The organism is Bacteroidota bacterium (genome assembly GCA_016711505.1).
Lineage (GTDB): Bacteria > Bacteroidota > Bacteroidia > AKYH767-A > 2013-40CM-41-45 > JADKIH01.
Genome location: JADJSV010000020.1, coordinates 249894 through 270846 on the forward strand (window position 1 = coordinate 249894; position 20953 = coordinate 270846).

Here is a 20953-nt window from a genome sequence, read left to right on the forward strand (position 1 = left end):
TTTTTAATATTTAAAATTTCCTAATGACTGGTCAAGATCAATTTTGGCAATGATGGCATCATACAGAGCATTGTAGTAATTTGATTGCGCTTCTTTCAAAGAAGTTTCTGCATTGAGGACTTCCAGGTTAGATCCAACCCCCTGATCATATTTTATCTTGCTGGTATTAGTTACACTATTTGCCAGTTCAAGATTTTGTTCCTGAATCTTCAAAGCTGAAATTGCATTGGCAAGTGAAGAACGTGATGATGAAACTTGTAATTCAATAGCATCTTCAAAATAAGTTATCTCATTTTTGATTTTTCTCAAACTTAATTTCTCATGTCTGATCTTATTTTCTCTCTGCAAACCGTCAAAAAGATTCAGGCTAAGTGTTGCACCGATAATTCCTACCGGATACCATTTATATGCAGGATCGAAAATATTGAATTCAGTTCTTTGTGCACTTGAACTTAAATTTCCATAAGCAACAAGACTTGGCAGGTATTGAGCTTTATATCTCTTAACGTTATATTCCTGTATTTTTTCCTGAGTCTTCAGTAAAGCATATTCAATTCTTTTTTCCGGAGAAGCCTTATCTATTGAAACTCCTATTGTTTTTATTTCTTCTGCATTTAAACTATCGGTTAAATTGATAGTTGATGCTTGAGGAAGCCCCATTTGTAATTTCAGATTTCCCTCTGTAATTTCAATAAGACGTTGAAATTTTTCCTGTTCAGAAAGAACATTGTTATAGGTTACCTGAATTCTGTCCACATCAACCTTTTCTACAAAGCCATTTTCAAACATTGCTTTGATATCGGAATTGTATTTTTGCAAACGACTTACATTTGCATCAATTACATTTTTCCTGTCACGCATCAGTAATACCATATAATATGCTTTGGTAACACTTACAGCAGTTTCAAGTTTCGTCCGGTCGTGATTTTTTATGGAAAGTTCCTTAAAGGTTTTTGCAGCCTGAACTCCTACTAAGTATGATGGTTCAAAGATCAATTGGGAAGCGCTTAAGCCTGCAGTTGCATTCCATTGAGTTCCGAATTGGACAGCCTCATATGTTCCTGCTTCTCCTCCGAAAAATTCAGCCGGGATAAGTGATACCGGAATTTTTACATAATCCTTTACATCGAAACTTGCAGAAATCTGCGGAAGTCCCATTCCTATGGTTTCTTTTACTTGTGAATTTGCAATTTCAACATCCAGTTGAGAATTAAGAACATCCTTCTGATGCTGGAAAGAAAAATCGATGGCTTCCTTAATTGAAAATTGCATTACGTTATCAGGCCCTTGGGAGTGTGCACCCAGAGAAATGAGTATGAGCAGTGCGATGAGTGGTTTTTTCATAATGTTATTGACGCTTAGCTGAGATTTATATTTTTGAAAAGTGAATTTTATTTTGAGTGATTTAGATATTTAGCAATCATTTTATTGCCTTTCAATGTTACTATACCATGAAGAAAATGTTCAAGCATTGCGACATGGACTTCAGCATGGTTAAACTGGTTGATCGGAAAGACATCCGTATTAAATCCCAGGTTAACCATTTCAATCCTTAGGCGCGCAATGATCTTTACTTTTATTTCTTTTCTGTAAAGTTCAAGTTTGATCCCTCTTTTTAAATTGTCTTCCACAAAACCGATCAGTTCTTTTTCCCTGAAAACTCTGAATTCAGCCCAAACAAGAGGATAATACTTCTGAAGATCATAAAATACTGCCGGATTAAACTGTGAAATAAAGCTTCCCAAATGTTCCATTAGCTTCAGGATCTCATCAATCGGATCTGCACTCATCTTTTTTATGTGATTCATATGTTGCATTTGCTGATGCAAAACGATCTGGAACATCGACTTTACTATTAAGTCCTTGTCTTTATAATGTGTATATATCGTTTTTTTTGAAATCGCCAGATGTCCGGCAATATCATCCATCGTAATAGTGCGAATGCCTTGTTTAAAAAACAATTCGCGGGCCCCATTCAAAATCCGGTCTTCTGTGCTTGTAAGTTTCATTTGCGCTGCAAAACTATGGAAACTATTTTCATGTCCAAAGTTTCCGGGCACTTTTTTTTGGAAAATATGCTCAACCGTTGAAAAGTAAGATTGAAATGATTGAAAGCGGGGTTGAATTGATGTGGAATTTGTTTTAAAATGACACTATTTATGGTAAATACTATTAAAAAGAGCCAGCTTTGCAATTAATTTCATCTGAACAAATGGGCGCTCAGGGGGCGGTTTTCTACTGATGGTCGCAATTTTATTTCCTAGGCGTAAGGATTTTTCGGTAATTCAATAACATCAAACCCATTTATTCTTAATAATGCCTGCTCATTTAAATCAGGAGTACTTTTAAACAATATGCACATTATATTGTTTTGTCTGGCCAGCCCTAAAAACCTTTTAATCGTATTTAATAAAAGCATTCTGTTGATCTTCTTTCTGAGAGGGCCATTTTTTTCCATCATTTCTGTTTCTACACCTTCATAATAAAAAATCGTCAAACCTTTTGAAGGCAATGCACGGCAATGCTATTCCCATTGCAAGTTTTTCGATTTCACGTTCTGAAATGGTGTAAATGTAATTGCCACAGTTTCAAACGAACCTTCTTCATGGTGTGGATTTTTTAAACCTGCAATTTGTTTAAGCTTTCTTTTTATTTTTTGCAGAGTAGAAAATACAAAAGGACTGGGAATCCAGTCGGCAGGTTCTACTAATATTACTGCTTTTTTTGAAACACGTACCATTTCATAGACTGCGATAAATGGTCTTGGAAAATGATGGTAGCTTTGTTTGCAAAAGGTAAAATCAAATTGTGCATCTTTAAACGGTAAATTCTCTGCATTAGCAAACTGATAATTTGATATCAGATTATTCTCAGCTGCAATTTTGAGAAAGGAAGTATCAAGATCAGTAGAAACTGCTGTGCCGCCATGCATTTCAATATACGTAGCTGAAGACCCGAATCCGCCATCACCGACAGTAAGCCAGTCGGAATTCTTATATAATGCACAATAGATTTTTATAAGTTCAAGTTGACGGGTATGCCTCCAGAGATCAACGGTTTTTACTTCAAAAAAAGTTTGATGTTTTTTTTAGCTGCGCTTCACTATTCAGGTCTTTGTAGAATTCAGAATGTTTTTCATAACTTAATTCTTTAAAAGAAGTGTCCTGCATGGGGTGTTGATTGAGTTTTGATTAAAAAGCTTCTGATTTCCAAATATAGTATTTTAATATAGGCTGAATTTCATTGGATTGCCCTTTATTGAAAATGTTGAAGAAAAATACAAATAATAAAGTAATTCATAAAAGAATATCTTAAAATCGTCTTAAATTCGCACTTTATTCTAAGCCAATAATGGAAAGCAATCCTCTAAATTCAATATCTCCGATCGACGGCCGGTATCGGAATCAGACTGAAGAAATGTCTGCTTACTTTTCTGAAGCTGCATTAATGCGTTACAGACTGATAGTTGAAGTTGAATATTTTATTTCATTATGTCAGTTACCGTTGCCGCAATTGAAAAATGCACCATCAGAGGGCTTCGAGAAATTGCGGGATGTCTACAGAAATTTCACCGATGCAGATGCAGAAAATATAAAAGTACGTGAGAAAATAACGAATCACGATGTTAAGGCACTTGAGTATTTTTTGAAAGACAAATTAGTTGAATTTGGCTATGGCGATTTCAAAGAGTTCGTACATTTTGGTCTTACATCACAGGATATCAATAATACAGCATTCCCATTAGCAATTAAAGATGCAGTTTCAAAAGTATATTTGCCGAAAATGCGTGAAGTACTTCAAAAGTTGACGTTATTCAGTGAAGAGTGGAGTAAGGTGCCAATGCTGTCACGAACACATGGTCAACCGGCATCTCCTACACGTTTAGGGAAAGAGTTTCTGGTATTCATCGAAAGAATTGCAAATCAACTTTCGCAATTATCTGTTATTCCTTTCTCTGCAACGTTCGGTGGAGCAACTGGAAATTTCAATGCTCATCATGTAGCTTATCCCGAAATTGACTGGATGGCTTTTGCAAATAAATTTTGCTTTGAGAAATTGTCGCTTCAAAGACAACAATACACTACACAAATTGAACATTATGATCAGCTGTGCGCATTGTTTGATGTAATAAAACGGATCAACAATATCCTGATCGATCTTAACAGAGATATCTGGACATATATTTCAATGGATTACTTTAAACAGCAGATCAAAGCCGGTGAAATAGGATCATCAGCGATGCCGCATAAAGTTAATCCGATAGATTTCGAAAATTCAGAAGGGAATCTTGGAATTGCAAATTCTCTGTTTGAACATTTGTCGGCAAAGTTGCCGATCTCAAGACTTCAACGTGATCTGACAGATTCAACTGTACTCAGAAATGTTGGTGTCCCTTTTTCACATACATTAATTGCATTGAAATCATTTCTGAAAGGTGCGAATAAACTTATCCTGAATAAATCAGCTCTTGAAAAAGATCTGGAAGCAAACTGGACAGTTGTTGCAGAAGCAATACAAACTATTTTGCGTCGGGAGAATTTTGAAAACCCTTATGAGCAATTGAAAGAGTTGACAAGAACTAATTCAGTAGTGGATCAGAAAGTCATGCATCAGTTCATTAATTCTTTAGCTGTATCAGATTCTATAAAAAAAGAATTGCTTGCCATTTCTCCATCAAATTATACCGGAATTTAACAATGAAAGTCTGCGGATTTACATTCATTCGTAATGCAGTGCGATTCGACTACCCAATCGTTGAAGCGATCACTTCTGTATTGCCAATGTGTAATGAATTCATAGTGCTTGTTGGGAATTCGGATGATAATACAAGAAACCTGATTGAACGAATTGGTTCCGATAAGATCAGGATCTATGATAGCGTTTGGGACGATTCACTAAGAGAAGGAGGAAAGGTTTTAGCAGAAGAAACAAACAAGGCAATGCAATATCTGCCTGACGATACAACCTGGGCTTTTTATATTCAAGGTGATGAAGTGATTCATGAAAAATATCATCAGACGATTCATGATGCTATGGAATTGTATAAGTATGATGTTAAGGTTGAAGGCTTGCTTTTGAACTACACACATTTCTATGGCAGCTACGATTTTATAGGTGATTCAACTAAGTGGTACAGAAAAGAAGTGCGTATAATCAGAAAAGATTCTAAGATCTATTCTTTTCGTGATGCCCAGGGTTTTCAAAAGAATGGCCGCCCTTTAAAAGTGAAAGCAGTTGATGCATTTGTTTATCACTATGGCTGGGTCAAACCTCCTGAAAAGCAAATGGAGAAGCTTAAATATTTCCATAAGCTCTGGCACAATGATGAATGGGTTGAGAAAAATATTATTCCGGCTGAAAAGTTTGACTACTCTCAAATAGACTCACTTGCTCATTTTAATGGGACTCATCCGGTAGTAATGGAAAAAAGAATATTGTCGTCTAACTGGAAATTTGATTTTGATCCGACTCAAAAGAAACTGTCTTTCAAATCGAAGTTTAAATTGTCATTGGAAAAAATGACCGGTTGGAGAATCGGTGAATATAAAAATTACAAGCTGATTTAATTTTTTACCAGCCTGATGCGAGTACATCTGCAAGATGCATTACTTTCAGTTTCTTGCCTTCTTTTTTGATGTAACCATCTAAGTGCATTAAACATGAAACATCTGTTGAGATCATAATTTCTGCCTGAGTTGATTCAGCAAATTCCGTCAAGCTTTGCACCGACATCGGTTACTTTAAGGATATTCACTAAAAAGTCACTCAGCTCAAAAATGTTTTTTTGTACAGTTTTATATTCATTATGCAAAACTGTATTGTGAAATAATTCCGGATAATAATTTTTAACCATGCCTACACAAGATGCCGAAGGAGAAACGATGTATCTGTCATTCGGGAAGTCATGAATGAATTTTTCACCCACTTCTTTACATTGATCCCAATATCCGCCATTAAAGGCAGGCTGCCCGCAACAAGTTTGATTGGGATTATAATTGACAGTGCATCCAACTTTCTCAAGTACCTTGATCATGTTAAACGCTGTTTGCGGAAACATCTGATCAATGAAACAAGGAATAAATATATCGACTAACATAATTTCTGATTAAGATTAAACTAAACTGATACTTCGGATTTAATTCTTCTGACACGGAATAATAATATCAATCCGATAATAAAGAAGATGGCGAGAACAATGATACTGCTTCGCATACTTCCTGTAATTTCATTTATGAGACCAAATGCAAAAGTACCGATTACTGTTCCAAGTTTATCACATACATCATAAAAACTGAAATATGAAGCATGATCTAATGTTTCCGGAAGCATCTTAGAATAAGTTGACCGTGCCAATGACTGAATTCCGCCCATTACAAATCCAACAACGGCAGCAAGTCCCATGAACATTGTTTTCTCATCTACTCCGTATTCTTTATTACATAGAAATGCTCCTACACAGACAAAGACCCAGATAATTATTGCAATGGAAAGTGCTATTAAATTACCATACCTTTTTGACAAGGAACTGAAAACAAAAGCTCCAAAGATTGCTACGAATTGAATAATCAGAATGATCATGATCAGTACCGATGAATCAAGATGAAGTTCTGATTGTCCGAACAATGATGCAGCATACATTACTGTCTGTACACCCATATTAAAAAAGAAGAAGGAGACGAGATAGGATGGGAGCAGGGATGAGTTTTTCAATTCTTTCCACACTTTTTTTAATTCCAGATAACCATTGAAAATATAATGTTCTTTAGCTTCATTAGAAGCTTTACTATCTTTTAATTTTGAGAAAGTGTATTGTGCAAACACAAACCACCAGATACCAACTAATACAAAAGCCAGACGTGTAGCTAATCCGGAACTGATATTTCCATACCATTGCGGAAATAATATCATTGTCAATGAAAAGATCAGAAGCAATGAACTTCCTAAATATCCTAATGCAAATCCTTTTGCGCTAACTTTATCCTGATCCTTTTCCTCCGCAATCTCAGGAAGAAATGCATTGTAAAAAACAATACTACCTGCATACCCGATTGCAGCCAGAATCGATCCGACAATGCCGACCCAAAGAGTATTCAATGAATCAAAGAAAAAGAGTGATGCGCAGGAAATAGCTCCTAATGTACTGAAGAAGTACATGAATCTTTTTTTTCTGCCACTGACATCTGCAATGGAAGATAAGATCGGATTGAGAGCAGCTATAAAAAGAAAAGCGAGGGAGATGCAGTAAAGTTGTAATGATTCGCTATTCCAGACATGCCCCAGGAATTTCACATTACTTGAACTCTCAGTAGTGGTAATTGCATGGAAATAGATTGGAAAGAGAGCAGAGGAGATAACTAAAGAATACGATGAATTTGCCCAATCATAAATGGCCCATGCATTGATTGTTTTTTTATCTCCTTTGATCATCGACTAAAATCTGAATTTTTTTACCGTGTCAATATAGAATTTTACTTTGTCTTTTTCAGTATCAGGATACAATCCATGTCCCAGATTGGCAATATGTCTGTCCGGACCAAAAGCCTTCAGCATTTTTATAGTCTCTGCTTTAATAGTCTCGAGATCAGAATAGAGTAAACACGGATCCATATTTCCCTGAAGAGTTTTTCCGGGACCGATAATTTTTCTGGATTCTTCAATATTCATATTCCAATCCAAACCGATCACTGAACAGGAACTTTTGCTGAATTCTTCGCGGGCAAAGTACGCACCTTTAGCGAAAACAATGACAGGAACTTCTTTGATTGAATCAGAAATCTCAGAAATATACCGCGATGAAAATTCGCTGTATTGTTCGGGAGAAAGCACACCTGCCCATGAATCAAAGACCTGTACAATATCAGCGCCGGCACTTATCTGACCTTTCAGATAATTGATAGTGCTCTTTGTAATTTTGTCAAGAAGCTTATGTGCGAGTTTTGGCTCTGTATAAAGAAACTTTTTTGCTTTGCTGAAAGTCTTACTTCCTTTGCCTTCTATCATGTAAGATAGAATAGTCCATGGAGCTCCGGCAAATCCGATTACGGGAACGCGGCCATTCAGAGTTTTTTTCGTCAGACTAATAGCATCTGTTGTATATTGAATGTCGCTGGCTTCTGCAATTTTCAGTTTGTCGATATCACTTGAATTCTCAATAGTCTTTTCAAACCAAGGGCCTTTGCTTTCAACCATTTGATATGATAAACCCATTGCTTCAGGAATGACAAGTATGTCTGAAAAAATTATTGCAGCGTCAACACCTAAAATGTCAACAGGTTGTATTGAAACTTCAGATGCAAGTTCAGGTGTTTCAACTAATTGTTTAAATCCTCCGCAACTTTCCCGCACCACTCTGTATTCCGGTAAAATCCTTCCTGCCTGACGCATTAACCATATCGGAGTCCGTTCAGTCTTTTCTCCTCTTGCTGCACGAAGTAATAAATCGTTTTGTAATTTCATCGGCCCAAAAGTAACAATAAATGGAATTAATTATTCATTATTAATTTTAAAAGTAGTTGACAATCCCAAAATGTACCTTAGCATTTCTAAAATATACCGGATTACTGAATTGTTTTCCTAAGGCATAACTGATGGACATAATTCCGATCCGGGTTTCAAAATTCATTCCGGCACCGAAGCCGAATGGTGTGTCTTTCAAATTGAAGTTGCGGCTTTTGTTTTCATAGTAGGCGCCATTAATGAAAGCGAAGAGAAAGGAGTTTTGCTCAAGTAAAAATCTGTATTCAATTTTGCCAATGGAAAAGGTGCTCGCATAGATGGACTCTTCATCAAATCCTCGCAGAGATTTTAATCCGCCGATACGGAAGAGTTCATTTGTGAATAACCTGTCATTATACACAATGCCTGATTTTGTCCCGAGATTCAGAACACTTTTCCCACCAAGTGATAAATAGAAATCCGCAGAAATAGCTCCTTCATACGTCACGCTTTGCAATTTCAAACTGTCGTATGCGATTGGATTTATATCTGTGTTCTTTTTTATTTTTCTGTTTCCTGTGCTTCCCGTGAATTCAACAGCATAACCTTTCTTTGGATTCAATCTGTAGTCAAGTTTTTCAAAATGAAATGTTGCACCGTAACTTAGGATTGAAATGTCAGCATAATCGGGAAGGACAGTAATATTTTCAAGGCCCTTTGAAGATTGAAGGTCGCTTTGCTTGTCGTTAATAAATGCTTTTAAATAATTATTTCCCGAAATAGAATATTGAATCCCTAAATTTTTGATCACGTCAGTATAGGTAGAATCTCTCCGGTAAATTGATAAATTTCCATCTATACCAAATGGTGTATTTAATAAGAAAGGATAAAGTAAATGGATCTTCAGATCCTGCGTTTTGTTGGGTAATTGCTTCCAGTTAAATTCAATTACTTCGCCTCGCTGCAAGGAGTTCTGAAGTTTAAGATGAACCTCGCCGGTGAGATTTAATTTCCCTTCATTGTTTTCATCAGGTAAAAAACCAATGACACCATCAAACTGACTTGCTTTTTTATTATCCAGATAGATGTAGAGCTTAGTAATATTTTCCGTGAATAAGAGCTGATTTGGTTTCAGTTCTGTTACAAAAGCAAGTTCTTTTAGTCTGGTTGAAATCCTGATCAGTTTTGATTCATCATAAATCGATCCTTCTTTAATGTCAATATAATTATAGATATATACAGGAGCAATTGTTGCATTTCCTTTTATGATAATACTATCGATCCTGACGAGTTTGTTTTTGTTTAATTCGAGATCAGCAGCATATTCATTGTTTACTTGTTGTACATTGGTTAATCTCACATTGGCAAAAGGATAGCCATTGTTTTCGCAATTTTTCAAAATTGTTTCCATCCATGAACTTATCTTCACATAATTGAATGGAATACTTTTCTTCTTTTTGTTTTTTATTCCTGTGCCGGATAAAAATGATTCATCAATATTCACGGGATTGACATTAGTCCACAAATATCTTTCTCCAAGAAAAAAATAAATCAATATTGATTCTTCTTTTGTAATTATACTATCACATGAAGCAGCCAGAAATCCGTGTGAACGGATTTTCTCGACAAATTGTCCGATGTCTTCCTTTAGTTGTAGAGTGTCAGTATATTTTTTTGACAGATCAAATGAATTTAGTTCTTCATTGAATAATGTTGTGTTCGTTGTATCATTCAATTCAAATCTGACATTTTTTTTAATCTGTGCAATGGAACTTTTGCTGTATGAAATGATCATCAGAAACAGAAAAAATTTTAATAAAATATTATTTTTACCCGGCACCTGCTTGGTTTTAGTTCGGATTACATAACGAATCGGAAAGCAATACATTGAATTCGTCTGAAGATGTATTCCAGTCAATAGGAGTTAGTCCTTGTTCAGTAAGAAGTTCATTTGTTTTTGAAAAATGTTTGCAGCCATAAAATCCTCTTTCAACTGAAAATGGTGAAGGATGCGGAGCTTGCAGAATGAAATGCTTTGTAGTATCGATCAGATTTATCTTTGCTTGAGCATATTTTCCCCAGAGAATAAAAATCAGTCCGTTTTTTCTGAATGAAAGTTCACGGATAATACTATCCGTAAAATTTTCCCATCCTTTTTTCTGATGCGAACCCGGTTGATTTTCTCTTACTGTCAAAGTTGCATTCAGAAGAAGAACTCCTTGCTTTGCCCACTTTTTAAATTTCCATGATTAGGAGTTTCAATACCAAGATCTGTTTTAAGTTCTTTGAAAATATTCTGCAGACTGGGTGGAAGTTTTTGACCTTTTGGAACCGAAAAAGAAAGACCTTCTGCCTGTCCCGGGTTATGGTATGGATCCTGTCCCAGAATAATCACCTTAACTTCATCAAATGGGGTTGAATCCAAAGCGGAAAAGATCAATGGTCCGGGAGGGTAAATAATCTGACCTGATTTCCTTTCTTCTTCTAGAAATGTCTTTAGTGATTTAAAATAAGGTTTTGAAAATTCCTCAGAAAGGACATTTTTCCAGCTTTCGTGTAATTTCGGATCAATAGTACTCATAGGTGGTGAAATTACTAAGATGGACGGTAAGAATTGTAATAAAATTAAAGAAATGTAATGGTATGGGTAGATTATCTTTGTTGAAAACTTAATTTTCAACATATTCGAAAATTGATAATTTTGCAGAACTTTAAATTTCGTAAAACATACTAACGTATATTGCGTTGGAATAAAGGCAACAACTTAAAAGATGAAAAAAATAGCACGTATTTCCCTAGTATTAGCTGCAGTAACCCTGTTATTTGCATCATGCAAATCACATGAAAAATGTCCTGCTTATGGACAAATCGGGAAACCGCGCCATCATTCTGAGATCAGAGGTTAATTCTTCTGCTAAAAAGAAATCCCAAAGCGAATCGTCAAAACCGATTCGCTTTTTTTATTTTTACAAAAATTTCAAAGAAGCAATTAGTGGAAACAATTCGTACAAAATACCTGGGTGGACTTAGGACTGAAGCAGAACATGTAAAGTCGGGTCAAAAAGTGATTACTGATGCACCTCTGGACAATCAAGGAAAAGGAGAAGCATTTTCGCCCAGTGACCTGATGACAGCCTCTTTATCAAGTTGTATGTTAACAATAATGGGAATTGCGGCAAGAACTCATGATATACCTTTCGAAAATATTTCATGTAAAGTCACTAAGATCATGGTGGCAAATCCAAGAAGAGTTGGAGAAATAGTAGTTGAATTTGATATGGGTAATTTTTCATACACAGATAAACAGAAGGCCATTCTTACCAATGCGGCGCATACATGTCCGGTAGCTTTGAGCTTACATCCCGACCTCAAACAAACTGTTACCTTTAGTTTTTAACTTACATATCGCTTAAACGTAAACTTAAACGAATGGTGTAAAAAGAGTTTAAGAGTAAAGCTATTAATTAAGCGAAGGACTGTCACCAAACTATCAAATACCCCATTTTATAACTTTTAAATAAAAAAATGCTATTTTTGTAGAACTCTATGAGACGTCTGCTTTTCATTTTTCTGTTTATGAACCATCTGTCAGTATCTGCGCAGACGGAAGATAATATTACTTACAAAGAAGACATTCCCGTACTTTATAGAAGAGAAGCTGAAGGCGGTCTGACAATTCATTCAAATGGTTTCGGATTGAATTTTAAAAAGGGTTGGCACAGGACAGGTTATAAGAAAGACATGCTTGATATAGAATTTGTTTCTATGCGTCATCCTAAGCAATATAAATTAGCAAATCCTTATTTCGATAATTCAAAACCATTTTTTTATGGCAAGTTGAATTTCGCATATATGCTCCGAGGCGGATATGGCAGACAAAATATTATTTTCAGCAAAGGTGAAAGAAGTGGAGTTGAAGTCAGATACAATTATTACATCGGATTTTCTCTTGGAATAACGAAGCCCGTTTTTCTGGATGTAATTGTTACATCAGATTCTATACCATATGTGGTAACAAGGAAGTATGATCCAAACGATCCGCTTATGCAATTACCTACATATATCTATGGACCCGGTCCTTATTTTGAAGGCTTCGATCAATTGAAATTATATCCGGGAGCTTATGGTAAATTTGGATTTTCATTTGAGTATGCCGGATGGCATGATAAAATTACTGCAATAGAAGTTGGGGTTGTAGCAGATGCTCATCCTACAGCAATACCAATTATGTCTCAAAACCCTACACAGGGAATTTTTAACAATAAAGTACTCTTAAACTTATACCTTACATTAGTGTGGGGTGGAAAGTGGTAAGAGATAGAATATGATTCAAGAGAATTCAACAGCACAAAGTAAACCTTCTAAACCGTCGTGGTTAAAAGTGAAACTTCCCATTGGAGAAGAGTTCACCAAGGTTAGAAATATTGTCAGCGAACATAAATTACATACCATTTGTCAAAGTGGTAACTGTCCTAATATGGGCGAATGTTGGGGTGCAGGAACAGCGACTTTCATGATCCTCGGAAATGTGTGCACAAGAAGTTGTGGTTTTTGTTCTGTTGCAACCGGTCGTCCTGAAGCCGTAGATCCATTTGAACCTCTCCGTGTTGCCAAGTCGGTAAAACTAATGAGTGTTAAGCATTGTGTTGTCACATCAGTTGATCGCGATGATCTTAAAGACGGTGGCTCGAACGTGTGGGTAGAAACGATCAGAAAGATCAGAGAGCTTTCACCGGGAACAACGATGGAAACTCTGATTCCGGATTTTCAGGGTATATGGGAAAATCTTCAGAGAGTGATCGATGAAAGACCGGAAGTTATCTCGCATAATCTGGAAACAGTTCGCAGATTAACGAAGCTAGTTCGCGTGCAAGCTAAGTATGACCGGAGTCTTGAAGTATTAAAAAGAATAGCAGCATCCGGGGTTGCGGCAAAATCCGGAATAATGTTAGGCTTGGGAGAAACAAAAGAAGAAGTTCTTGAAGCAATGCAGGATCTGCGAAATTCAGATGTTTCGATTCTCACGCTGGGACAATATCTGCAGCCAACAAAAGATCATTTACCAGTGAATGAATTTATACATCCTGATCTTTTTGCAGAACTAAAAGAAGCCGGGATAAAAATGGGTTTCCGTTATGTGGAGAGTGGACCTTTGGTTCGGTCGAGTTATCATGCGGAGAAACACCTTTTGTAACGAATAATTAAGAACTAATAATGAACCGTGAATAGTTAAGAATGAAGAATGAAGAATGAATCCCGATAGCTATCGGAACGAAAAATGAAAGCCGGGAGTTTGAATTTTCCAGTTAGGTTAAGTCTCTCCAGTTATCTATGCAGTGTTACTCGCCACTTACTACTCACCATTTACTACCTACTAAAAAATGAAACGAATAAAAATTGCTATCAACGGTTTTGGAAGAATTGGAAGAATTTCTACGAGAGTACTTTTACAGAACAGTAATCTGGAATTAGTAGCGATCAATGACCTTGCTGATGCTGCGACATTGGCTCATCTTTTCAAGTATGATTCAATTCATCGTAAGTACAAAGGGACAGTTTCTTCAGAAGAAAAGACAATTATAATTGATGGGAATAAAATTCCTGTTTATTCAGAAAAAAATCCGGGTGATCTTCCATGGAGTAAATTAGGAGTGGATATAGTATTAGAATGTACCGGTCATTTTACGAATAAAGAAGGAGCGGAGCAGCATATCAAAGCAGGAGCGAAGCGGGTAATTATTTCAGGACCTACAAAAGGAAAAAGTGATATCAAGACAATTGTATTGGGTGTAAATGATGAGATACTGACTGCGCAGGACATTATCATTTCGAATGCAAGTTGTACAACAAACAATGCAGCACCGATGCTTAAGATCCTTGATTCGCTATGGGAAGTAGAGAATGCATTTGTTACAACTGTCCATTCGTATACCGGAGATCAGAATATTCATGATGCACCACACAAAGATCTTCGTCGTGCACGTGCAGCAGCAGTTTCAATTATTCCCACAACAACAGGTGCTGCAAAAGCATTAGGAGATGTTTTACCGCACCTGAATGGTAAACTTGGTGGAGCAGGTATCCGGATTCCGGCACCTGATGGATCACTGACTGATATTACATGTATTCTTAAAAAGAAAGTTACGCTGGAATTGATCAATTCCACTTTTAAAAAGTATGCGGAAGGTGAGATGAAAGGAATCATGGAGTATACCGAAGATCCGATCGTTTCGATAGATATTGTCGGCAACCCTAATTCATGCATTTTTGATTCGCAATTAACTACTGTACTTGATAAAATGGTAAAAGTTGTGGGCTGGTATGATAATGAGGCAGGATACAGCAACCGACTTGTCGAATTGGCTGAAAAAGTTGGAAAAATGATAGACAAATAGTCGTATTAGAAAATCTTTTTCTTTTTCTATTTTGGATTTGTTTATATCGAACAGACGCTTATCTTGCTTAAGCTAAGCTGAATACCACGAATTTTATTCATTTTTACTGATTATCGGTTTATCGGTTAATATCAAATCCGGAAGATTAATTTCATTCGTATATTTAAATATACCAAGTTTGGTCGAAAATTAATGTTGATTATTCCCTCAAAAATCAGGATTAAAGAATTTTATTAAAGAATTAATATAAAATTAAACAATTTAGATTCTTATTAATCGTTTATTTGAACAGAAAGTATAGTAGAGTTGTTTAGTAATAGATCAATGAATTCAGCAGCCCTACTTTTCCGAATGGTACAGTATTTGGGAGGCTTTGTTCAGATGAATTCAATTTAGTATTCAAAAATTATCTAGTTATGATTAACAATTCAAAACGCAAAATCAAGTCAGTACAACAACCCGTTGCCGATGCAGTAACCCGCATTAAAGTGCAATTAGATCATAAAACCCTCATGGTTGTTCACAGTATGGCCGCATTTAAGATGTGGAAAAAGCGTTATCCGCTTGCTAAAGTGATAGCCTGAGTGCTGACTAGCAAAAGTTTACGTTAAAACAAATCCAAGGTCTCTCCAACGAGACCTTTTTTATTGCTTTTTTTTAATTTTTTTTTCAAGAAAATTTGTATTTTGAATTCGATTATCTACATTTGCAATCCCAAATTTTAAGGGGGACAAGAATTGTTCATTGAAATTAAATTTGCCGATGTAGCTCAGTTGGCCAGAGCTACTGATTTGTAATCAGTGGGTCGGGGGTTCGAATCCCTCCATCGGCTCCAGTTCTTTATCAGCACTGGTTTTAGGACCATTGAGAAGGGGAGATACCAGAGTGGCCAAATGGGACGGACTGTAAATCCGTTGCGAAAGCTTCGAAGGTTCGAATCCTTCTCTCCCCACTCTGAAATGTTTGGGTTTGATCAGGCAACTGATTGGATTTAAACAACAAGCGGAAGTAGCTCATTTGGTAGAGCATCAGCCTTCCAAGCTGAGGGTGGCCGGTTCGAGCCCGGTCTTCCGCTCAAAAGTCTCTGTTGGCTTTGACTACAAGCCAATGTAGCTCAGTCGGTAGAGCACATCCATGGTAAGGATGAGGTCACCAGTTCGATCCTGGTCATTGGCTCAGGGTTTGAACAGAATGTGAAAGGTATTTAACTACTGATCGCTGATATTTTAGTGCAGGATCCGGTAATTACAAAAGGATTTTCCGGACGTAATTCAAATTTACTCCTGCTATCTTAAACAGAATTAAAATCCTGATAGAGCGATCTCGACGGATTCTTAATATATTTTCGGTAAATAGTTTGTAAGATCTTTTTGCCGGGAGAAATGAATAGGATACCGGATACTGTGGAAATGAGCTTCCCTCTTCAGCAGTTTTACGATATTAAGTACAACTTTAAATAAACTCAAAAAAACATTAACCTCTAATAACTCATTGCAATGGCAAAAGAAAAATTCGACCGTTCCAAGCCCCATGTAAACATTGGGACTATCGGTCACGTTGATCACGGTAAAACAACATTAACAGCAGCCATCACAACCGTTTTGGCTTCTAAAGGTTGGGCCGAGCTTCGTTCATTTGATTCAATCGATAACGCTCCGGAAGAAAAAGAGCGTGGTATTACTATCAATACAGCGCACGTTGAATATGCGACTGCGAATCGTCACTATGCTCACGTTGACTGTCCAGGTCACGCGGATTATGTGAAAAACATGGTTACAGGTGCTGCCCAGATGGACGGTGCTATTTTAGTTGTGGCTGCGACTGATGGTCCGATGCCACAAACTCGTGAACATATCCTTCTTGCTCGTCAGGTTGGTGTTCCAAAGATCGTTGTATTCATGAACAAAGTGGATATGGTTGACGATCCTGAATTACTTGACTTAGTAGAGATGGAAATCCGTGACCTACTTAGTTTCTATCAATTTGATGGTGCTGCAACTCCGGTAATCCGTGGTTCTGCATTAGGTGGATTAAACTTAGATGAAAAATGGGTTCCAAAAATTCTTGAATTAATGGAAGCTGTTGATACATTTATTCCAATTCCTCCACGTGAAGTTGACAAGCCATTCCTTATGCCAGTAGAAGATGTATTCTCGATCACAGGTCGTGGTACAGTTGCAACTGGTCGTATCGAGCGCGGTGTGATCAACACAGGTGATGAGGTTGATATCATCGGTATGCAGGAAAAAACTATCAAGTCTGTTTGTACAGGTGTTGAGATGTTCCGTAAGATCCTTGATCGTGGAGAAGCTGGTGATAACGTAGGTATCTTGTTACGTGGTATTGAGAAAACTGATATCCGTCGTGGTATGGTTGTCGCAAAACCAGGTTCAATTACTCCTCACACCGATTTCAAAGCTGAGATCTATGTATTGAAAAAAGAAGAAGGTGGACGTCACACTCCATTCCACAACAAATACCGTCCACAATTTTACCTGCGTACAACAGACGTAACAGGTGAGATCACTCTACCTGAAGGACGTGAGATGGTAATGCCTGGTGATAACGTAACGATTACTGTTGTGTTGATCCAACCGGTAGCTATGGATAAAGGTCTGCGTTTCGCGATTCGCGAAGGTGGTCGTACCGTAGGTGCAGGTCAGGTTACTGAAGTACTTAAATAATTGAAATAATTCCAATAAACCACAGGCGGGAAACCGTCTGTGGTTTACTGCCAATTAGGAACAATAGTAAACGGGTGTAGCTCAATTGGTAGAGTAGCGGTCTCCAAAACCGTTGGCTGGGAGTTCGAGTCTCTCCACCCGTGCTAAACCAAGAACTCCATAGGAGCTCGAAAAAACTTCAAATGAGCAAAATAACCGCTTATATAAAAGATAGTTATACTGAACTGGTTGAGAAAGTCAGCTGGCCGACACGTGAAGAACTGCAAAGCAGTGTAATCATCGTAATGGTCTCTACTGTAATCATCGGTGTAATGATCTTTCTCATGGACGCCGGGTTTCAGGCAATCATGAATCTATTCTATAAAATGATCGGATAATACCAATTACCATGGCAGAAGCACAATCACAAAAGGAACTGGTTCGCAAATGGTATGTTGTTCGCGCCATCAGTGGAAAAGAAAAGAAGGTAAAACAGTATATCGAATCTGAGATCAGCCGCTTAAAACTGACCGATTATGTCGCTCAGGTTTTAATACCGACTGAAAAGTTCTATCAGATCAGAAACGGAAAGAAAGTTAGCAAAGAAAGAAATATCCTTCCCGGATATGTATTAGTAGAAGCTGCTCTTACCGGTGAGATCCCTCACATCATTGAAAATATCACAGGTGTGATCTCTTTCCTTGGTGCCAAAGGCGAACCACCTGCTCCGCTACGTCAGTCTGAAGTAAATCGCATACTGGGTAAAATGGATGAATTGGCCGATAGTGAAGCGGTAATGTCAGTTCCTTATGTAGTTGGTGAAACAGTGAAAGTAATAGATGGTCCATTCAACAGCTTCTCAGGAGTTATTGAAGAGATCAACGAAGAGAAAAAGAAATTGAAAGTAATGGTTAAGATCTTTGGAAGAAAAACTCCACTTGAACTTAGCTATATGCAAGTAGAAAAAGAGTAAATGAATTGATTCATTACTTCATGATCGGCGGATTGCTTCCAATCCTTCCCCGCAAGTCATAAGAGATGGATCCAATTTCGGTATATAATCAGTTAAACAAATATGTACTGATGAAAAGAGAGATCCGATCATCATACAGAATTTAATATTCCAATGGCAAAAGAAATAGGCACATACATAAAATTGCAGGTAAAAGGTGGAGCAGCAAATCCTGCACCTCCGATCGGACCGGCTTTAGGTGCAAAGGGTGTAAACATCATGGAATTCTGCAAGCAGTTCAACGCTCGTACGCAGGACCAACCTGGAAAAGTTCTTCCGGTTATCATCACTGTTTATACAGATAAATCATTTGAGTTTGTAATCAAAACTCCACCTGCAGCAGTTCAGATCATGGACCTTGCAAAGATCAAAAGTGGTTCGAAAGAATCAAACCGTAATAAGGTTGGATCTGTTACATGGGAACAAATTCGTTCAGTAGCTGAAAATAAAATGCCTGACTTAAACTGTTTCACAATTGAATCAGCAATGAGCATGGTAGCAGGAACTGCACGGAGTATGGGTGTTACTGTAACAGGTGACAGTCCTCTGAAATAAAAAATATTAATTCCGGGTCAGAGACCTGGAATCTCACCGAAGGAGGGGGCGATCCTATCAAACCCGTTACTACTTCAAAACTTTAATTCAATGGCAAAAGTCAGTAAAAAAAGAAAGCAAGCAATTGCAAAAGTTGACCAGACAAAGTCATACTCTTTAGCAGAAGCTTCAAAGATCATCAAAGACGTAACGTATACAAAGTTTGATGCATCAGTAGACCTAAGCATTCGTTTAGGCGTAGATCCACGGAAAGCCAATCAAATGGTTCGTGGTGTTGTAACACTTCCACACGGAACAGGAAAGACGAAAAAAGTACTTGTACTTTGTACTCCTGACAAAGAAGCTGAGGCGAAAGAAGCCGGAGCAGATTTCGTTGGATTGGACGACTACATTCAGAAAATTGAACAAGGCTGGACAGACATCGACGTAGTGATCACTATGCCGAGTGTAATGGGTAAAGTGGGTAAACTGGGTAAAGTACTTGGGCCACGTAACTTGATGCCGAATCCGAAGACCGGAACTGTTACAACAGATGTTGGTAAAGCAGTTAAAGAAGTGAAAGCCGGTAAAATTGATTTCAAAGTTGACAAGCAGGGAAGTATTCATGCTTCAGTTGGAAAAGTATCTTTTGATGCTAAAAAACTTGAAGAGAATGCATCTGAATTACTCAACACGATCCTCAAATTGAAACCATCTGCTGCGAAAGGAACTTACATGAAAAGTGTATACCTGTCGAGCACAATGAGTCCTTCAGTTATGATCGATACAAAATCAATTTCTTAATCACCCGTAGGGTTTAATCATTTAACACATTACAAAAATGAAAAGAGAAGAAAAAGACGTAATCATTGGAGAGATTGCGGAACTCCTCAATAAATATCCAAACGTATACATTGCTGATACATCAGCATTGCCGGTATCGAAGATCAATGACCTTCGCCGCCTTTGTTTCAACAAAGACGTAAAGATGCTGGTTGCAAAAAATAAACTGATCCGCAAAGCAATGGAGAAGAACAATGCTGATGCATACGAAGGTATGTTCGCTGCATTGAAAGGAACCAGCGCATTGTTGTTTTCAGAAATTGGAAACAGTCCTGCGAAACTGATCAAAGACTTCCGCAAAAAAGGTGACCGTCCTATTTTGAAAGGCGCTTATATCGACACAGCTGTGTTCTTAGGCGACAATCAATTAGAGACACTAGCCAACATCAAATCTAAAAATGAACTCATCGGTGAAATCATCGGTCTGTTACAATCTCCTGCTAAAAATGTTATCTCCGGTCTTAAAAGCAGCGGTGGTAAACTTGCAGGAATTCTTAAAACATTATCTGAGCGTCCTGCATAAGGATAAGCTGTTAATACCCTAATGCTTCCAGTACCCAATAAACAATTAATCAAATCAAACGAAAAAACAAACAAATTAAATTCTATAAAAATGGCAGATTTAAAAGCATTCGCAGATCAGTTAGTTAACCTGACTGTTAAAGAAGTTAACGAACTAGCAAAGATCCTGAAGGATGAGTATGGCATCGAGCCTGCTGCTGCTGCTGTAGCTGTTGCTGCAGGTGGTGGCGGTGGCGGAGAAGCTGCAGCTGAAAAAACATCTTTTGATGTGATCTTAAAAGCACCGGGTGGAGCAAAACTTAACATCGTTAAGCTTGTAAAAGAAATGACTGGTCTAGGCTTGAAAGAAGCTAAAGATCTGGTTGATGGTGCACCAAAAGCAGTTAAAGAAGGAGTTTCTAAAGAAGAAGCAAATTCAATTAAACAACAGTTAGAAGAAGCAGGAGCTGAGATTGAAGTTAAATAAGGTATCGGCTGCTAATTGCTAATATTTATAGACCTTACCGGACCAAAAATCGGGTAAGGTCTATATCCTTTTTTAATAGGTG

General features: G+C 37.4%; 20 protein-coding genes, 5 tRNA genes and 2 pseudogenes. 18 read left to right on the forward strand and 9 right to left on the reverse strand.

The features are described from left to right. Positions 1–3: 3 nt before the first annotated feature. The 4 genes from IPL24_19485 to IPL24_19500 all read right to left on the reverse strand — a co-directional run bounded on the left by IPL24_19485 (position 4) and on the right by IPL24_19500 (position 2932). Positions 4–1344 (reverse strand): TolC family protein, encoded by a 1341-nt coding sequence (locus IPL24_19485; protein ID MBK8365764.1) that lies wholly within the window; start codon positions 1342–1344, stop codon positions 4–6. 47 nt (positions 1345–1391) lie between these two features. Next, positions 1392–2060 (reverse strand): TetR/AcrR family transcriptional regulator, encoded by a 669-nt coding sequence (locus IPL24_19490; GenBank protein MBK8365765.1) that lies wholly within the window; start codon positions 2058–2060, stop codon positions 1392–1394. Between the two features lie 200 nt (positions 2061–2260). Then, positions 2261–2512: a hypothetical protein gene (locus IPL24_19495; protein MBK8365766.1), complete on the reverse strand. Its 252-nt coding sequence runs from the start codon at positions 2510–2512 to the stop codon at positions 2261–2263. Between the two features lie 12 nt (positions 2513–2524). Beyond that, entirely contained in the window at positions 2525–2932 is a 408-nt protein-coding gene (locus IPL24_19500; protein ID MBK8365767.1) for a class I SAM-dependent methyltransferase, read from the reverse strand. A gap of 419 nt (positions 2933–3351) precedes the next feature. Between IPL24_19500 and purB the strand changes: the two genes are divergently transcribed. Together purB and IPL24_19510 are read left to right on the forward strand one after the other, a co-directional pair. Further along, a complete protein-coding gene (gene purB, locus IPL24_19505; GenBank protein ID MBK8365768.1) occupies positions 3352–4695 on the forward strand; it encodes an adenylosuccinate lyase in 1344 nt (447 codons plus the stop codon). A gap of 2 nt (positions 4696–4697) precedes the next feature. Then, complete coding sequence (locus tag IPL24_19510) at positions 4698–5567, forward strand: glycosyltransferase family 2 protein (protein ID MBK8365769.1); 870 nt, start codon at positions 4698–4700, stop codon at positions 5565–5567. Positions 5568–5571: 4 nt separating this feature from the next. Here IPL24_19510 and IPL24_19515 read toward each other — a convergent pair. From IPL24_19515 to ung, 5 genes and pseudogenes are all read right to left on the reverse strand, one after another. Then, positions 5572–6097, reverse strand: a pseudogene (locus IPL24_19515) ((Fe-S)-binding protein). A gap of 20 nt (positions 6098–6117) precedes the next feature. Next, entirely contained in the window at positions 6118–7428 is a 1311-nt protein-coding gene (locus tag IPL24_19520; protein MBK8365770.1) for an MFS transporter, read from the reverse strand. Between the two features lie 3 nt (positions 7429–7431). Beyond that, on the reverse strand, positions 7432–8457 hold the full coding sequence (gene hemE / locus IPL24_19525) for a uroporphyrinogen decarboxylase (protein ID MBK8365771.1): 1026 nt from the start codon (positions 8455–8457) through the stop codon (positions 7432–7434). Between the two features lie 46 nt (positions 8458–8503). Beyond that, positions 8504–10276: a BamA/TamA family outer membrane protein gene (locus IPL24_19530; protein MBK8365772.1), complete on the reverse strand. Its 1773-nt coding sequence runs from the start codon at positions 10274–10276 to the stop codon at positions 8504–8506. Between the two features lie 10 nt (positions 10277–10286). Next, a pseudogene (gene ung, locus IPL24_19535) lies at positions 10287–11017 on the reverse strand (uracil-DNA glycosylase). Positions 11018–11428: 411 nt separating this feature from the next. Here ung and IPL24_19540 point away from each other — a divergent pair. The 16 genes from IPL24_19540 (at position 11429) to rplL (ending at position 20871) form a co-directional block, all read left to right on the forward strand. Next, positions 11429–11833 carry an OsmC family protein gene (locus IPL24_19540; protein ID MBK8365773.1) on the forward strand — a complete coding sequence of 135 codons (405 nt, stop codon included), beginning with the start codon at positions 11429–11431 and terminating at the stop codon, positions 11831–11833. 149 nt (positions 11834–11982) lie between these two features. After that, on the forward strand, positions 11983–12750 hold the full coding sequence (locus IPL24_19545; GenBank protein ID MBK8365774.1) for a hypothetical protein: 768 nt from the start codon (positions 11983–11985) through the stop codon (positions 12748–12750). 10 nt (positions 12751–12760) lie between these two features. Further along, positions 12761–13630 carry a lipoyl synthase gene (gene lipA / locus IPL24_19550; protein ID MBK8365775.1) on the forward strand — a complete coding sequence of 290 codons (870 nt, stop codon included), beginning with the start codon at positions 12761–12763 and terminating at the stop codon, positions 13628–13630. 187 nt (positions 13631–13817) lie between these two features. Further along, on the forward strand, positions 13818–14831 hold the full coding sequence (gene gap / locus IPL24_19555; protein MBK8365776.1) for a type I glyceraldehyde-3-phosphate dehydrogenase: 1014 nt from the start codon (positions 13818–13820) through the stop codon (positions 14829–14831). 758 nt (positions 14832–15589) lie between these two features. After that, positions 15590–15666: transfer RNA gene (locus IPL24_19560), tRNA-Thr, on the forward strand. Positions 15667–15702: 36 nt separating this feature from the next. Beyond that, a tRNA-Tyr gene (locus tag IPL24_19565) sits at positions 15703–15783 on the forward strand. A 50-nt stretch (positions 15784–15833) separates the two neighbouring features. Further along, a tRNA-Gly gene (locus IPL24_19570) sits at positions 15834–15906 on the forward strand. Between the two features lie 28 nt (positions 15907–15934). Then, positions 15935–16007 (forward strand) — tRNA-Thr (locus IPL24_19575). 320 nt (positions 16008–16327) lie between these two features. Beyond that, positions 16328–17515 carry an elongation factor Tu gene (gene tuf / locus IPL24_19580; protein MBK8365777.1) on the forward strand — a complete coding sequence of 396 codons (1188 nt, stop codon included), beginning with the start codon at positions 16328–16330 and terminating at the stop codon, positions 17513–17515. Between the two features lie 70 nt (positions 17516–17585). Further along, positions 17586–17658 (forward strand) — tRNA-Trp (locus IPL24_19585). Between the two features lie 39 nt (positions 17659–17697). Next, on the forward strand, positions 17698–17892 hold the full coding sequence (gene secE / locus IPL24_19590) for a preprotein translocase subunit SecE (GenBank protein MBK8365778.1): 195 nt from the start codon (positions 17698–17700) through the stop codon (positions 17890–17892). Positions 17893–17903: 11 nt separating this feature from the next. Then, positions 17904–18467: a transcription termination/antitermination factor NusG gene (nusG, locus tag IPL24_19595; protein ID MBK8365779.1), complete on the forward strand. Its 564-nt coding sequence runs from the start codon at positions 17904–17906 to the stop codon at positions 18465–18467. 153 nt (positions 18468–18620) lie between these two features. Beyond that, the gene (gene rplK / locus IPL24_19600) at positions 18621–19061 is read left to right on the forward strand and encodes a 50S ribosomal protein L11 (protein ID MBK8365780.1); all 441 of its coding nucleotides are present in this window, start codon (positions 18621–18623) and stop codon (positions 19059–19061) included. 90 nt (positions 19062–19151) lie between these two features. Continuing rightward, positions 19152–19844, forward strand: coding sequence for a 50S ribosomal protein L1 (locus IPL24_19605; protein MBK8365781.1), 693 nt, complete (start codon positions 19152–19154; stop codon positions 19842–19844). A 37-nt stretch (positions 19845–19881) separates the two neighbouring features. Continuing rightward, on the forward strand, positions 19882–20406 hold the full coding sequence (locus tag IPL24_19610) for a 50S ribosomal protein L10 (GenBank protein ID MBK8365782.1): 525 nt from the start codon (positions 19882–19884) through the stop codon (positions 20404–20406). A gap of 90 nt (positions 20407–20496) precedes the next feature. Continuing rightward, complete coding sequence (gene rplL, locus IPL24_19615) at positions 20497–20871, forward strand: 50S ribosomal protein L7/L12 (GenBank protein MBK8365783.1); 375 nt, start codon at positions 20497–20499, stop codon at positions 20869–20871. The last annotated feature ends 82 nt before the right edge of the window (positions 20872–20953 follow it).

Bases quoted from the DNA above. Each gene is read 5' to 3' on its own strand.
- hemE (MBK8365771.1), bottom strand. From the start codon at position 8,457: ATGAAATTACAAAACGATTTATTACTTCGTGCAGCAAGAGGAGAAAAG.
- IPL24_19610 (MBK8365782.1), top strand. From the start codon at position 19,882: ATGAAAAGAGAAGAAAAAGACGTAATCATTGGAGAGATTGCGGAACTC.
- IPL24_19605 (MBK8365781.1), top strand. From the start codon at position 19,152: ATGGCAAAAGTCAGTAAAAAAAGAAAGCAAGCAATTGCAAAAGTTGAC.
- purB (MBK8365768.1), top strand. From the start codon at position 3,352: ATGGAAAGCAATCCTCTAAATTCAATATCTCCGATCGACGGCCGGTAT.
- rplL (MBK8365783.1), top strand. From the start codon at position 20,497: ATGGCAGATTTAAAAGCATTCGCAGATCAGTTAGTTAACCTGACTGTT.
- lipA (MBK8365775.1), top strand. From the start codon at position 12,761: ATGATTCAAGAGAATTCAACAGCACAAAGTAAACCTTCTAAACCGTCG.
- gap (MBK8365776.1), top strand. From the start codon at position 13,818: ATGAAACGAATAAAAATTGCTATCAACGGTTTTGGAAGAATTGGAAGA.
- IPL24_19510 (MBK8365769.1), top strand. From the start codon at position 4,698: ATGAAAGTCTGCGGATTTACATTCATTCGTAATGCAGTGCGATTCGAC.
- nusG (MBK8365779.1), top strand. From the start codon at position 17,904: ATGGCAGAAGCACAATCACAAAAGGAACTGGTTCGCAAATGGTATGTT.
- IPL24_19520 (MBK8365770.1), bottom strand. From the start codon at position 7,428: ATGATCAAAGGAGATAAAAAAACAATCAATGCATGGGCCATTTATGAT.
- rplK (MBK8365780.1), top strand. From the start codon at position 18,621: ATGGCAAAAGAAATAGGCACATACATAAAATTGCAGGTAAAAGGTGGA.
- IPL24_19500 (MBK8365767.1), bottom strand. From the start codon at position 2,932: ATGCATGGCGGCACAGCAGTTTCTACTGATCTTGATACTTCCTTTCTC.
- tuf (MBK8365777.1), top strand. From the start codon at position 16,328: ATGGCAAAAGAAAAATTCGACCGTTCCAAGCCCCATGTAAACATTGGG.
- IPL24_19485 (MBK8365764.1), bottom strand. From the start codon at position 1,344: ATGAAAAAACCACTCATCGCACTGCTCATACTCATTTCTCTGGGTGCA.
- secE (MBK8365778.1), top strand. From the start codon at position 17,698: ATGAGCAAAATAACCGCTTATATAAAAGATAGTTATACTGAACTGGTT.
- IPL24_19545 (MBK8365774.1), top strand. From the start codon at position 11,983: ATGAGACGTCTGCTTTTCATTTTTCTGTTTATGAACCATCTGTCAGTA.